The sequence below is a fragment of the Acidovorax sp. FW305-C-20-28 genome (genome assembly GCF_058783375.1).
On sequence record NZ_JBYSYM010000004.1, the window covers coordinates 233,908 to 246,566 of the forward strand.

At 68.2% G+C, this 12,659-nt stretch carries 13 protein-coding genes; 4 read left to right on the plus strand and 9 right to left on the minus strand.

Annotated elements, in window-relative coordinates; genetic code table 11:
• Window positions 1-25 precede the first annotated feature (25 nt).
• Entirely contained in the window at window positions 26-931 is a 906-nt protein-coding gene (locus AC3WOH_RS07580) for a LysR family transcriptional regulator (protein ID WP_492228742.1), read from the minus strand.
• Window positions 932-1,189: 258 nt separating this feature from the next.
• Here AC3WOH_RS07580 and AC3WOH_RS07585 point away from each other — a divergent pair, with 258 nt between their 5' ends.
• From AC3WOH_RS07585 to AC3WOH_RS07595, 3 genes are read left to right on the plus strand one after another with little or no spacing between them, the layout of a single operon-like run.
• Window positions 1,190-2,176 (plus strand): TerC family protein, encoded by a 987-nt coding sequence (locus AC3WOH_RS07585; RefSeq protein WP_492228743.1) that lies wholly within the window; start codon window positions 1,190-1,192, stop codon window positions 2,174-2,176.
• A gap of 16 nt (window positions 2,177-2,192) precedes the next feature.
• A complete protein-coding gene (locus AC3WOH_RS07590; protein WP_492228744.1) occupies window positions 2,193-2,357 on the plus strand; it encodes a hypothetical protein in 165 nt (54 codons plus the stop codon).
• A 10-nt stretch (window positions 2,358-2,367) separates the two neighbouring features.
• Window positions 2,368-2,919 carry a DUF2062 domain-containing protein gene (locus AC3WOH_RS07595; RefSeq protein WP_492228745.1) on the plus strand — a complete coding sequence of 184 codons (552 nt, stop codon included), beginning with the start codon at window positions 2,368-2,370 and terminating at the stop codon, window positions 2,917-2,919.
• Between the two features lie 11 nt (window positions 2,920-2,930).
• Here AC3WOH_RS07595 and AC3WOH_RS07600 read toward each other — a convergent pair whose 3' ends face one another.
• From AC3WOH_RS07600 to AC3WOH_RS07615, 4 genes are all read right to left on the minus strand, one after another.
• Complete coding sequence (locus AC3WOH_RS07600; RefSeq protein ID WP_492228746.1) at window positions 2,931-3,902, minus strand: Bug family tripartite tricarboxylate transporter substrate binding protein; 972 nt, start codon at window positions 3,900-3,902, stop codon at window positions 2,931-2,933.
• A gap of 116 nt (window positions 3,903-4,018) precedes the next feature.
• Window positions 4,019-4,270 carry a DUF2783 domain-containing protein gene (locus AC3WOH_RS07605; protein WP_492228747.1) on the minus strand — a complete coding sequence of 84 codons (252 nt, stop codon included), beginning with the start codon at window positions 4,268-4,270 and terminating at the stop codon, window positions 4,019-4,021.
• Window positions 4,271-4,287: 17 nt separating this feature from the next.
• A complete protein-coding gene (locus AC3WOH_RS07610) occupies window positions 4,288-5,970 on the minus strand; it encodes an FAD-dependent oxidoreductase (RefSeq protein WP_492228748.1) in 1,683 nt (560 codons plus the stop codon).
• 23 nt (window positions 5,971-5,993) lie between these two features.
• Complete coding sequence (locus tag AC3WOH_RS07615) at window positions 5,994-6,950, minus strand: MBL fold metallo-hydrolase (RefSeq protein ID WP_492228749.1); 957 nt, start codon at window positions 6,948-6,950, stop codon at window positions 5,994-5,996.
• 154 nt (window positions 6,951-7,104) lie between these two features.
• Here AC3WOH_RS07615 and AC3WOH_RS07620 point away from each other — a divergent pair, with 154 nt between their 5' ends.
• Window positions 7,105-7,917 (plus strand): IclR family transcriptional regulator, encoded by an 813-nt coding sequence (locus AC3WOH_RS07620; protein ID WP_492228750.1) that lies wholly within the window; start codon window positions 7,105-7,107, stop codon window positions 7,915-7,917.
• On the opposite strand, the gene AC3WOH_RS07625 is transcribed toward AC3WOH_RS07620, so the two are convergent.
• The 4 genes from AC3WOH_RS07625 to AC3WOH_RS07640 form a co-directional block, all read right to left on the minus strand.
• On the minus strand, window positions 7,914-9,212 hold the full coding sequence (locus tag AC3WOH_RS07625) for an O-acetylhomoserine aminocarboxypropyltransferase/cysteine synthase family protein (RefSeq protein WP_492228751.1): 1,299 nt from the start codon (window positions 9,210-9,212) through the stop codon (window positions 7,914-7,916). The genes AC3WOH_RS07620 and AC3WOH_RS07625 overlap by 4 nt on opposite strands.
• Before the next feature lie 30 nt (window positions 9,213-9,242).
• Window positions 9,243-9,719: a CoA-binding protein gene (locus AC3WOH_RS07630; protein ID WP_492228752.1), complete on the minus strand. Its 477-nt coding sequence runs from the start codon at window positions 9,717-9,719 to the stop codon at window positions 9,243-9,245.
• Window positions 9,720-9,743: 24 nt separating this feature from the next.
• Entirely contained in the window at window positions 9,744-10,361 is a 618-nt protein-coding gene (locus AC3WOH_RS07635) for a thioredoxin family protein (RefSeq protein ID WP_492228753.1), read from the minus strand.
• A gap of 100 nt (window positions 10,362-10,461) precedes the next feature.
• Window positions 10,462-12,651, minus strand: coding sequence for a protein-disulfide reductase DsbD family protein (locus tag AC3WOH_RS07640; RefSeq protein WP_492228754.1), 2,190 nt, complete (start codon window positions 12,649-12,651; stop codon window positions 10,462-10,464).
• Window positions 12,652-12,659 lie beyond the last annotated feature (8 nt).

The window sequence follows — 12,659 nt, forward strand, 5'->3', positions numbered from 1 at the left end:
TCTGGGGAGGGCAGGGCTGTCCCCTTCAGGATGTGAGGAGTGAGCCGTCTGCCGAGGCCTCCAGCAGCCGCGTGAGCAGCGGGTGCATGACCTTGCGCGCGTTGTAGATCAGGTGGAACTGCTCCTGCACGTCGGGCGTGGTGCCCACGTGCACCAGGCCATGCGTGCGCGCCAGGTGCTCGCCCACCGAGACGGGGGCTGGCATCACGCCCATGCCCGTGGCCGCAAAGGTGCTGAGCAGGGCGCTGTCCTCGAACTCGCCCACGATGCGTGGGCGGATGCGTTCGCGCTCCAGCCACTGGTCGATGCGTGCGCGCGTGGCCGCATGCCCGGTGGGCAGCAGCAACGGCACCACGGCCAGGCTGTGTGGGAACTTGCGCGCCGCTGCCTCGGCCCAGGTGGGGGGCGCATACCAGGCCACGTCGCTGGTGCCCAGCAACTGGCTGGTGGTCTTGAGCGAGGGGTTGGGCGGCGCGGCGCGGTCGGCGAGCACCGCGTCGAGCTTGTGCAGCGCCAGCTCGCCCAGCAGCGGCTGGAACTCCCCTTCATGGCACAGCAGGCGCAGGTGCGGCTCGTCGAGCACGGGCGTCAGCAGCCGGTGCATGGCCAGCTTGGCGATGCCGTCCGAGATGCCCAGGTTCAGCCGCAGCGTCTGGCCGCTCGCGGCCTCGCGCACGCGGTGGGTCAACTGCTCGCCCAGGGCAAAGATGTGGTCGGCCTCGTGCAGGGCTGCCACGCCGGCCTCGGTCAGCACCAGGCTGCGCCCCTCGGTGCGCAGGAGGCTGGTGCCCAGGGCCTGCTCCAGCAGGCGCACCTGCGCGCTGATGGTCTGCACGGCCATGTCCAGCCGCTCGGCGGCACGCGCGATGCCGCCTTCCTTGGCAACGACCCAGAAGTAGTACAGGTGGCGGTAGTTGAAGCTCTGGCTCATGTGTCTCGCTTGTCCCAACAGAGGGCAGGGGTATCCGGCGGAAAAGAATTTGGTTCGCAAAAACCAGATGAATGGTACCGAAAAGACAGGTTTTAAAGATACAAGGTCATCCCTACAGTGCGGGCTTGCCTTGAATTTCCCAGGAGATCCCTCATGCACGACACCGCTGTCCGCACCCCCGCCACCCCGACCCCGGGCCTGCCACCCCTGCCGCGTTCGCGGCGCTGACGCCGCTGCTGCGCGAAGGAGAACGACATCATGGAAACCATTGGAACCTGGTGGATGTGGGCGGGATTCGCCGTCTTCGTGGTCGTTGCCATCGGCATCGACCTCTTGGTCATGGAGCGCCAGGGTGCGCACAAGGTGACCACGAAAGAGGCCCTGAAATGGAGCGCCCTGTGGTTCGGCCTGGCCTTCGTCTTCGTGGCCGGCCTGTGGTGGTACCTGGACAGCAGCCAGGGCCGCGAGGTGGCCAACACCGTGTCGATGCAGTTCATCACCGGCTACCTGGTGGAGAAAAGCCTGTCCATCGACAACATCTTCGTCTTTCTGATGCTGTTCAGCTACTTCGCTGTGCCGCCCCAGTTCCAGAAGCGCGCCCTCATCATCGGCATCATCGGTGCCATCGTGCTGCGCACGCTGCTGATCCTGGCTGGCGCCTGGCTGCTGGCTTCGTTCCACTGGCTGCTCTACGTGTTCGGCGCCTTCCTGGTGTTCACGGGTGCCAAGATGTGGTTTGCTGCCGGCCAGGAGCCGGACATCGCGACCAACCCGGTGCTGCGCTTTTTGCGCAAGCGCATCCGCATCGCCGATGTGTTCGATGGCGAGAAGCTGACCACCACCATCAACGGCGTCAAGCACTACACGCCGCTGTTCGTGGTGCTGATCCTGATCGGCACCACGGACATCATCTTCGCGGTGGACAGCATCCCGGCCATCTTCGCGATCACCAGCGATCCGTTCATCGTGCTCACGGCCAACATCTTCGCCATCCTGGGCCTGCGTGCGCTGTACTTCCTCTTGGCCGACCTGGCCGACCGCTTCCACCTGCTGGCCTATGGCCTGGCCCTGGTGCTGGTGTTCATCGGCAGCAAGATGCTGCTCATCGACCTGGTCAAGATCCCGATCGGCTACGCCCTTCTGGTCACGGCGGGCCTGATTGCAGGCTCCATCGTCCTGTCGCTGCGCACTTCGTCGGGCAAGGTGCCGGAAGAAGAGGCCGCAGCTCTGCCCCCCAAGCACTGACCGCGAGGACACTGTCATGGAACTGGGATTGATCGAATCGGTGATGCTCACCATGCTGGTGGCCCTGGCGGGCACGGCCCTGCTGGCCTGGCGCCTGGGCAACGAGCGGCGCGATGTGGGCCTGCTCACGGCCCTGGCCACGCTCTGGGGTGTGGCCACCGCCGCAGCCTTCACCTGGTGAGCGGGTGCCGATGCTGAACGCCTTGCGCCGCAAGCTGCGGCACCTGGAGCCCAGCGTGCGTGTGCTGCTGGGCCGCACGGCCCTGGCCGGTGCCGTGCCCTGGATGGAGCGGCATGCGCTGTTCCGCTTCCAGCGCGAACCGCTGGCACGCGGCGTGGCGGCGGGCCTGTTCTGCGGGCTGATTCCCGGCCCGCTGCAACTGGTGGGCACCGTCGGTGCCTGCGCCTGGCTGCGCGGCAACGTGGTCGCCGGCGCGGTCACCACCTTCTATACCAACCCCCTGACCACCGTGCCGCTCTACGTGCTGGCCTTCCAGATGGGTTCGGCGGTGCTGCCGGGCGAGCAATCGCTGCCGCCCTTCAATGCCGATGGCCCGGCCGGCGCCTTCAGCGTGCAGGCCCTGGCCGAGTGGATGCAGGCCCTGGGCACGCCGCTGCTGGTCGGCCTGCCGGTGCTGGGCCTGGTGCTGGCGGCACTGGGCTATGCCATCGTGCAGGCGCTGTGGCTCGTGCCGGTGCTGCAGCGCTGGCAGCGCGCCAAGGCGCTGCGCGGCCAGGCCTGATCCGCGCGTGTTCAGTCGAGCTTGACGCCCACCTTGGTGATCACACGGCCCCACTTCTCGCGCTCGGCGCGCGCGTAGCTGCCCATTTGGGCCGGCGTACCGGGCAGGGGCTCCACGCCCAGGGCCTGCAGGCGCGCACGGGTGCGCGTGTCGGCCAGCGCGGTCTGCAGCGCCTTGCTGAACTGGGCCACGGCTTCGGGCGAGGTGCCCGTGGGGGCGACCAGCCCCTGCCAGGCATAGCCCTCGAATCCCTGCAGGCCCTGCTCCTGGAGGGTGGGCACGTCGGGCATGGTGGCCACGCGCTGCGGGCTGGCCACGCCGATGGCACGCACCTTGTTCGTGGCGAGGAAGGGGTAGACCGAGGCGCTGTCGATCCACATCGCGGGCACCTGGCCACCGATCACGTCCTGGATGGCCGGCGCCGCGCCGCGGTAGGGTACATGCGTGAGCGACAGGCCACTCTGCTCGCGGAACAGCTCACCCACCAGGTGGTGCGGGCTGCCCGGGCCTGCCGATGCCCAGTTCACGCCATTCGCCTGGCCCTTGGCCCAGGCCATGAATTCCTTGAGGTTCTTCGCAGGCACATTGTTCGAGACCACGAGGAACATCGGAAAGCGCACCAGCAGGCCCACGGGCTGAAAGTCCTTTTCGGCGCTGTAGCTGAGTTTGCTGAACAAGAAGGGGTTGGCCGCCAGCGTGGCGAAGTCGGCCGAGAAGACCAGGTTGCCGAAGTCCTTGTTGCGCGCCGCATAGTCGGCCGCGATGTTGGTGCCCGCGCCCGGCTTGTTGTTGATGACGATGGGCCGGCCCAGGCTGGTGCCCATGGATTCGGCAATGGTGCGCGCCACGATGTCCGAGCCGCCGCCGGCTGCGTAGCCGACCACCCACTCCAGGGGCTTGCTGTTGTCCTGCGCGTGGGCCCTCAGGGCGAAGGGCGTGAGTGCCAGGCCTGCGAGGGTGGCGAGGAAGTGTTTGCGCAGCATGGTGTTGTCTCCGGTGGTCAGGGGATGGATGGGGTTCGGGCACGGCGCTGCCGCAGGCCCCGTCTGTGCGGGGCTTGCGCGGCGGCGTTGGGTGGTGGGTTGGCGGCTGGGCGGCGTCAGGCCGCGGCGTGTACCGGGGCGACCGGGGTCACGGGCGCGATGCCCGCGTTGCCGGCAGGCACCTGGGTGCCGCGTGCACACTGCAGTGCCTGCAGCAGCGTGGCCTGGTCGCCGATGTGGTTGGCCAGCAACAGGATCAGGCGGGCATTCATCGCATGGCTCTCGGGCGGGGTCAGGCCGTTGTGGCTGGCGATCAGGGCCTCGTAGAAATCGTCGCAGGCCTGCAGGTGGGGCTGGGTGTCGAGCATGGTCATGGACTCCGTTGTCAGGCGGTTGCGAGGTCGGCCGTGGCGGCTGCGGGCTGGCGGCTCGCGGTCGCCAGCGCGGCGTGCACGGCGGCTTCGTCCAGGCTGCGCCAGCGCGCACACACATGCTGGTCGGGCCGCACGAGGTAGGCGGTACCGGGCCGGGCGTCCAGGCGCTTGGCCAGCAGGCCCTGGGTGTCCAGCACATCGGTGCCCACCTGCAGCAGCGTCACCTGGGGCAGGGCGCTGGCCCAGGCCGGTGCCTTGCCGAAGACGAGCAGGGTGAAGTCGGGGCCCAGCGTGCGCAGCAGCCAGCCGCTGCGGCCGCCATGCTGCACCGGTGCATCGAGCAACACCGCACCCGGCACCTGCGTGCCGGCGAAGGTGTCGCCATCCGGCGTGTTGAGCGCCGAGCCCTGCAGCGTGGCCGGCACCGACAGGCGCCCGCTGTTGACGATGCGGCGCGCGAACGGGTGCTCGCGCGCCAGTTCCAGCGCGGCGTCGCGGAACAGGCGACTGATCTCGCTCTTGGGCGTGATGAAGTCGGTGGCGCGCGTGGAGTTGGCGATGTTTTCGTCGGCCGCGTACTCGCGCTCGGGGCCGTAGGTGGCCAGCAGCGCCTGGCCGGCGCGGCCGCGCAGCACCCAGTCGAGCTTCCAGGCCAGGTTCTCGGCGTCCTGCACGCCGCTGTTGGCGCCACGCGCGCCGAAGGGCGAGACGCCATGGGCGCTGTCGCCTGCGAAGACCACGCGGCCGTGCACGAAGCGGTCCATGCGCAGGCAGGCAAAGGTGTAGACGCTGGCCCATTCGAGCTCGAACTGCGCATCCGGCCCCAGCAGCGCACGCACGCGCGGCAGGATGTTCTCGGGCTTTTTCTCTTCCTCGGGGTCGGCGTTCCAGCCCAGCTGGAAGTCGATGCGCCAGACATTGTCGGGCTGGCGGTGCAGCAGCACGCTCTGGTTGGGGTGGAAGGGCGGGTCGAACCAGAACCAGCGCTCGGTCGGAAAGTCGGCGCTGCTGGCCATCTTGACGTCGGCGATCAGGAAGCGGTCCTGGAAGATGCGGCCCTTGCTTTCCAGGCTCATCAGTTGGCGCATGGGTGAGCGCGAGCCATCGCAGGCCGCCACCCACTGCGCGTCGAGGCGGTAGCTGCCCTCGGGCGTTTCGATGGTGAGCAGTGCGCCAGCATCGTGCGGCGCAACGCCGGTCACCTTGTTGTGCCAGCGCAGCTCGATGTTCTGCAACTGCAGCGCCCGCTCCACGAGGTAGGCCTCGGCGTAGTATTGCTGCAGGTTGATGAAGGCCGGGCGCTCGTGGCCCTCTTCGGGCAGCAGGTTGAATTCGTACAGCAGCGCATCGTGGAAGAACACCTTGCCCACGTTCCACGACACGCCCTTGTCCACCATGCGCTGGCCCACGCCCAGGCGGTCCCAGATCTCCAGGGTGCGCTTGGCAAAGCAAATGGCACGTGAGCCGGTGGAGAGCCTGCAGTCGTTGTCCAGCACCACCACGCGCTGGCCACGCTGGGCCAGGTCGATGGCCAGCGACAGGCCAACGGGCCCGGCGCCTACCACCACGATCGGGTGCTGCACGGGAGTCGAGGCATCCTGATCGGAAGAGCGCTGGTAGGCAAACTCGATGGCCTGCACCTGGGCACCGGTGCCGTCGAAGGCGGGTGGGGCGCTTGCTGTGGCGGTTGTCATTCTTGTCTCCTCCGCTCTGGTCCTCAGCCTTCCAATGCCTTCCACATCTGGACATCGCGCTCGGCCGTCCAGATGCGCGGATCGGGGTACTGCGTGGCTTCGTCATAGGCCCGCGTCACGTCAAACGGCATGCAGTGGTTGAAGATCACCCAGTGGCCATACTTGGGCTGCAGTTTCGCGAACGTGGCTTCGTAGACCTTGCGCAGGTCCTCGCCCTTGGCGGCGCTGTCCTTGACGCTGGCGTACAGGTCGCTGATGAAGGCGCGCGTGCCGGCCAGGCCGGCCTGCACCTGCTCGGGCGTCTGCAGCGCGGCACCGCGGCCGGGCACCAGCTTCTCGGGCTTCAGGGCCGCGATGTTGTCCAGGGTCTGCGGCCAGTCCTGGAAGTAGGCATCGCCCGCGTACGGAGTGGCATCGAACTCCACCAGGTCGCCCGAGAACAGGATCTTCTCCTGCGGCAACCAGGCCACGGTATCGCCCTTGGTGTGGCCGCGGCCCAGTTGCAGGATCTGCACTTCCAGTTTGCCCAGCCACAGGGTCATCTTCTTGTTGAAGGTCATGGTCGGCCAGGTCAGGCCGTCAGGGACGCTTTCCACATTCTGGAAAAGGCGCGGAAAGCGGCCGATCTCGCTGTCCTTGTCGAACTGGCCGCGCTCGACGATCAGGTCGCGCGTGTCCTCGCTGGCGATGATGTGCTCGGCCCCGTAGGCGCTGGCGCCCAGCACGCGCACGGCGTGGTAGTGCGAGAGCAGCACGTACTTGATCGGCTTGTCCGTCACTTCGCGGATGCGGCGGATCACGTCCTGCGCCATCACGGGGGTGGCCTGGGTGTCGATGACCATCACGGCATCGTCGCCAATGATGATGCCGGTGTTGGGGTCGCCCTCGGCGGTGTAGGCGTAGGCATGGTCGGAGAGCTTGTCGAAGCTCACCTTCTTGACTTCCAGGTCGGCGGCAGAGGCAAAGGTCTTGGTGGTCATGGGCGGTTACCGGTTGATTTGGTTTAGTGAAATGCATTCATCTAAACAGAATGCTTTGATCATAGGCAATAAATTCGTCAATGTCTAATTCATTTGTTTAAGTGAAAACCCCAGGGTGGCCAGGATCGCTGCGGGCTCGGTGGACAATGGCGCTATGGACGACCTCCCCCGTGACCTTGCTTCTGCCGACGATGAAGACAGCCCGCGCGCGCCGCGTGGCATCCAGAGCGTGGAGGTGGGCGGGCAACTGCTCAAGGTTCTGGCCCGCACCGGTCGGCGCATGGCCCTCAAGGATTTGGCGCGTGCTGCCGACATGACGCCCGCCAAGGCGCACCCCTACCTCGTGAGCTTTGGCAAGCTGGGCCTGATCGAGCAGGACGCTGTGAGTGGCCACTATGGCCTGGGGCCGCTGGCCATGCAACTGGGCTTGATCAGCCTGCAGCAGGTCGACCCCGTGCGGCTGGCGATCGCCGAGCTGCCAGGCCTGGCGCAGCGCATCGGCTACACCGTGTCAGCCTCGGTCTGGGGCGACAACGGGCCCACCATCATCCGCGTGGAAGAAGGGCCCACCGCCGTCTACGTGGCCATGCGCCACGGCACGACCGCATCGGTGCGACACACGGCCACGGGCAAGGTGTTCGCCGCCTTCGGCCCGCGCGAGCGCACGGCGGCCGCCCTGGTGGCCGATGGCCATGCCGGGGCGCTCGACGACCCGGCCTTTGCCGCCGAACTCGATGCCGTGCGCACCCACCAGGTCGCCGAGGTCACGGACCAGCTGCTGCCCGGCATCAGCGCGCTGGCCACGCCGGTCTTCGACGGCTTCGGGCAATTGGTGCTGTGCCTGGCCGTGATCGGCCCGAGCGCCACGCTGCGCACCGAGCCGGACAGTGCTGCGGCAGGGCATTTGCGTGACACGGCGCGCAGCCTGTCGCAGCGGCTGGGTGCCGCTCAGAGTGGCGAACGCTAGGTTTTCGACAGCGCCTGGTCGATATCCCAGAGGATGTCGTCCAGGTCCTCGATGCCCACCGACAGGCGCACCATGTCGGCGCTCACGCCGGCGCGGGCCAGTTCCTCGTCGTTCAACTGCCGGTGCGTGGTCGACGCCGGGTGGATCACCAGCGTCTTGGCATCGCCGATGTTGGCCAGGTGGCTCAGGAACTCGCAGGCGTCGATGAACTTCTCGCCCGCCGCGGCGCCGCCCTCGATGCCGAAGGTCAGGATGCCCGAGGCGCCCGGCGTGCCGTCCACGGCGCGGAACTGTTTTTGCGCCAGCGCGTGGTACGGTGAATCGGCCAGACCCGGGTAGTTGACCCAGCGCACCTTGGAGTGCTGCTGTAGGAACTTCGCCACGGCCAGCGTGTTGCGGCAGTGCTCGCGCATGCGCAGGTGCAGGGTCTCGGCGCCCTGCAGCAATTGCCAGGCGTTCATGGGCGAGAGCACGCCACCGAAGGTGCGGTTGATCTCCATGCGCGCCTTCATGGTGTAGCCGAAGTCGCCGAAGGTCTCGTAGAACTTCACGCCGTGGTAGGCGCGGCTGGGCTCCACCATCTCGGGGAAATGGCCGTTGTCCCACGGGAACTTGCCGCCCTCGACCACCACGCCGCCCATGGTCGTGCCGTGGCCGCCGATGTATTTGGTGGCGCTGTGCACCACGATGTCGGCACCGAAGGCCAGCGGGTTGCACAGGTAGGGGCTGGCCACCGTGTTGTCGATCACCAGGGGCACACCATGGGCGTGCGCCACACCGGCCACGGCCGCGATGTCCAGCACATTGACCAGCGGGTTGCCGATGGTCTCGCCGTAGAAGGCCCGGGTGGTGGGGCGCACGGCGCGCGCAAAATTCTCCGGGTCGGCCGGGTCCACGAAGGTCGTCTCGATCCCCAGGCGCGCAAAGCCCACACCGAGCTGGCCCACGGTGCCGCCGTAGAGCGTGCTGGCCGCCACGATGTGGTCACCCGTCTTGAGGATGGCCAGCAGCGCCGCCATCTGCGCAGCCATGCCGCTGGCGCAGGCCAGGGCCGCGCGGCCGCCTTCCAGGCTGGCGATGCGCTCCTCGAACACGGCCACCGTGGGGTTGCTGATGCGGCTGTAGACGTTGCCGAAGGTCTGCAGGTTGAACAGGCTGCTGGCGTGCTCGGCGCTGTCGAAGACAAAACTCGTCGTCTGGTGGATGGGCGTGGCGCGTGCGCCGGTCACGGGGTCGGGAATCGCGCCCGCGTGGATGGCGCGCGTGCCGAAGCCGTAGTCTCTGTCCTTTTCCATGGGCGGGTGTCTCGCTGGTGTTCTTGTGGTTCAGTAGGGCAGTTGCTGCGGGCGCTTGGCGGAGATCACGCGCGTGTTCACACCGGCCCAGTTGAGCCCGCCGAACAGGCGCGCATGCTCGATCTTCACGCAGCGGTCCATCACCACCGACAGGCCGGCCGCACGGGCGCGCGCTGCTGCGTCTGCATTCACCACGCCGAGCTGCATCCACAGGCATCGGGCGCCGATGGCAATGGCCTCCTCGGCCAGGGGCGGAATGTCCTCGCTCTTGCGAAAGCAGTCCACCATGTCGATGCGGTGGTCGGCTGCGGCGGCGGTGACGCTGGGGTAGCTGCGCTCGCCCAGGATCTCGCTGGCCATGGGGTTCACCGGCACGATGCGGTAGCCATGGGCCTGCATGTACTTGGCCGCAAAGAAACTGGGCCTGTGCCATTGCGGCGACAGGCCCACGACCGCGATGGTGCGGCAGGTTCCGAGGATATGGCGCAGTTCGCTGATGGTGCTCATGCCACCAGTGTAGGGCGCTGTGCCCTATGCCGGGTCTTTGTACTTGATCGAGCAGCCGTAGGGGCGCGTGGTCGAGGCCGTGAGCGGCTTGCCCGCCAGTGCCTCCGCCAGCCCGGTCTTCACATAGTTGGTGGCGCGCGGAATGTCGTCGACCTTGGCCGAGGCGATGCTGTCGATGCCACCCGCATAGATCAGCTGGCCCTGCGGGTTCACGATGTACATGTGCGGCGTGGTGCGCGCGCCGTAGGCGCGGCCGGCTGTGCCTTCCTCGTCCATGAGGATGGCGGTGGGCACCGACTGGCGCTCCTTGAGCCAGCTGCTCAGCTTGGCGGGTTCCAGGTAGTCGCCGCTGGCCTTCTCGGTGGAGTTGACGGCGAGCCAGACCACGTCCTTGCCCGCAGCGTCCTTTTGCGTGGCAGGCATGTTGCCGCTGTCATAGTGCTTGCGCACGAAGGGGCAGCCGGGGTTGGTCCATTCGAGCACCACGTGCTTGCCCTTGAAGTCCGACAGGCGCACGGTCTTGCCCGTGGTGTCCTTCAGGGTGATGTCGGGGGCCGGCTGGCCCACGGTGGCGGCGGCCTGGGCGCCAGCTGCGGCCAGCAGCAGGGGCAGGGCGAAAAGGGTACGTCGAAGCAGCAACATGGACGGCATCTCCAGGTGAGGGACGAAGCAACCAGTATCCGGCAAGCGTGCGGCAGACTCCACAAGGAAGCCCTGTAGGCCGGCTGGTTTTAGCGCGGCATCACAGTGCTGCCACGGCCGCGCGCAATTCGCCTTCGCTGAGGATCTCGGAAAACACCACGGGCGCCTTGCCGGGCGCATGCAGCACATACACCGGCACACCGCTGCGGCCCAGCTGGGCCAGGGCTGCCGTGATGGCCGGGTCGCGGCGCGTCCAGTCGGCGCGCAGCAGGGCCACGTTCTTGGCCGCGAAATCGGCCTGCACGCCGGCGTCGGCCAGCGTGGTCTTCTTGTTGTACTGGCAGGTCACGCACCAGGCGGCGGTGAAGTCCACGAACACGGGGCGGCCGCTGGCCACCAACTGCTCGGCCGCGCCCGGGGTCCAGGCCTGCCACTGGGCCGTGCTGCCAGCCGTTGGTTGGGCGGCAGGGGTGGCCGCCATGTTGGTGATGTGGGGCGCGAAGGTCCAGGCCAGCAGCGCCAGCGCCAGCACGGAGACCGGCGCCATGAAGCGGCGCGCCGTGCCCGCGAGCGACAGCGCCCAGGCCACCATGCCCAAGGCCACCAGCAGGATCAGCAGGGCGCCTGCGCCGTCGATGCCGCTTTGCTGGCCCAGCACCCAGACCAGCCAGACCACGGTGGCCAGCATGGGGAAGGCCATGAACTTGCGCAGCGTGTCCATCCATGCGCCGGGGCGCGGCAGGGCGCGTGCCACCGCGGGCACGAAGGCGGCGGCCAGGTAGGGCAGGGCCAAGCCCAGGCCCAGTGCCGCGAACACGGCCAGCGCCTGGGGGCCGGGCAGCGTGGCCGTGAGGCCCAGCGAAGCACCCATGAAAGGGGCGGTGCATGGCGAGGCCACGGCCACGGCGAGCACGCCGGTGAGGAAGGAGTCGGCCACCGGGTGGCGCGCCTGCAGGCTGGCCACCGACGAGGGCAGGATATGCCCGAACTCGAACACCCCCGCCAGGTTCAGCGCGATCAGCGTGAACAGGGCCGCGAGGCCCGCGACCACAGCCGGCGACTGCAGCTGGAAGCCCCAGCCGATGGCCTCGCCCGCGGCGCGCAGGCCCAGCATCAGCCCGCCCAGCGCGATGAAGGACAGCACCACGCCCGCCGTGTAGGCGATGCCGCTGAGCCGGTGGGCGCGCCGGTCCTGCGCATGCTGGGCAAAGCCCACCACCTTGATGGCCAGCACCGGGAACACGCAGGGCATGAGGTTGAGGATGAGCCCGCCGACCAGCGCTCCCAGCAGGGCGGCCACCAGCGTGGCGGCAGGCGCTGAGGTGGTGGTGGCTGGCGGCAGCGCGGCGGCTGCATTGGCCTTGAGCGCCGCCTCCAGCGCGGGCGATACCGTGGCCGCTGCGGCCACCGTGGGCCAGGCACCGACTACTTTGAGTTCGGCCCGGTAGCCCTGGCCACCGGCGGCCAGCACCACGGGCATGGGGTCGGGGCTGTTGCTGCGCTGGGCCGAGAGCGGTACCTCGGCGGTCCACACGGCGCCCTTCCAGGCCTGGGTCCAGGCGGCGGCGTTCTCGATGACTTCGGGCGTCTCGGGGAACAGCTCCAGCGTCTTGCCGCGCAGCGCCTCGGGCAGGCCCTGCACGCTCAGCTGCAGGGTGCTGCCTTCGATGCGGGCCTGGCTCTCCTTGGCCTCCACGGATTGGGGCTGGGCGGCCAGGGCCGCGTCGAAGGCTGCGCCGTGCATGGCCGTGGTGCTGCGCGCGGGGATGGCCAGGGTGAAGTCGCCTTCTTCAGGAATGCATTCCTTGCGGCAGACCAGCCAGGTGGCATGCAGGCGCACCGTGGCATCGCCCGACAGCACCTTGGGCGCGAAGGTGCTGGCCACGGTGACCGGCACGGGCAGCAGCACCGTGCCCTCGTAACCGTAGTTGGCCAGCGTGCCGATGGGGATCTTCTTGGGCAGCGGCCAGGCGATCTCGCCCGCGTCCAGGCCCGCTGGCAGGGTCCAGGCCATCTCGATGGGCAGGCCCGAATCGCCGGGGTTCTTCCAGTAGGTGTGCCACTCGGGCTGGTGGGTGATCTGCAGGCCAAGCCACAGGGGCTGGCCGGGCTCGATCCCCTGCGGTGCATGGGCGACCAGTTCGGCGCGCACATGGGGGGTGGTGACCACAGCGCTCGCGGCACCGCCGTTGCCCTTGGTCGGCAACTGGGCCCAACTGCCCGCACCGGCCAGCAGGAATGCTATGAAAAAGATAGCTTTTGTGAACAGGGACGGCGAGCGGTGGAGCATGTTGCAGG

Coding starts and splice junctions, on each gene's coding strand:
- AC3WOH_RS07580 (WP_492228742.1), bottom strand. CDS start 931: ATGAGCCAGAGCTTCAACTACCGCCACCTGTACTACTTCTGGGTCGTT.
- AC3WOH_RS07585 (WP_492228743.1), top strand. CDS start 1,190: ATGGAAACCATTGGAACCTGGTGGATGTGGGCGGGATTCGCCGTCTTC.
- AC3WOH_RS07590 (WP_492228744.1), top strand. CDS start 2,193: ATGGAACTGGGATTGATCGAATCGGTGATGCTCACCATGCTGGTGGCC.
- AC3WOH_RS07595 (WP_492228745.1), top strand. CDS start 2,368: ATGCTGAACGCCTTGCGCCGCAAGCTGCGGCACCTGGAGCCCAGCGTG.
- AC3WOH_RS07600 (WP_492228746.1), bottom strand. CDS start 3,902: ATGCTGCGCAAACACTTCCTCGCCACCCTCGCAGGCCTGGCACTCACG.
- AC3WOH_RS07605 (WP_492228747.1), bottom strand. CDS start 4,270: ATGCTCGACACCCAGCCCCACCTGCAGGCCTGCGACGATTTCTACGAG.
- AC3WOH_RS07610 (WP_492228748.1), bottom strand. CDS start 5,970: ATGACAACCGCCACAGCAAGCGCCCCACCCGCCTTCGACGGCACCGGT.
- AC3WOH_RS07615 (WP_492228749.1), bottom strand. CDS start 6,950: ATGACCACCAAGACCTTTGCCTCTGCCGCCGACCTGGAAGTCAAGAAG.
- AC3WOH_RS07620 (WP_492228750.1), top strand. CDS start 7,105: ATGGACGACCTCCCCCGTGACCTTGCTTCTGCCGACGATGAAGACAGC.
- AC3WOH_RS07625 (WP_492228751.1), bottom strand. CDS start 9,212: ATGGAAAAGGACAGAGACTACGGCTTCGGCACGCGCGCCATCCACGCG.
- AC3WOH_RS07630 (WP_492228752.1), bottom strand. CDS start 9,719: ATGAGCACCATCAGCGAACTGCGCCATATCCTCGGAACCTGCCGCACC.
- AC3WOH_RS07635 (WP_492228753.1), bottom strand. CDS start 10,361: ATGTTGCTGCTTCGACGTACCCTTTTCGCCCTGCCCCTGCTGCTGGCC.
- AC3WOH_RS07640 (WP_492228754.1), bottom strand. CDS start 12,651: ATGCTCCACCGCTCGCCGTCCCTGTTCACAAAAGCTATCTTTTTCATA.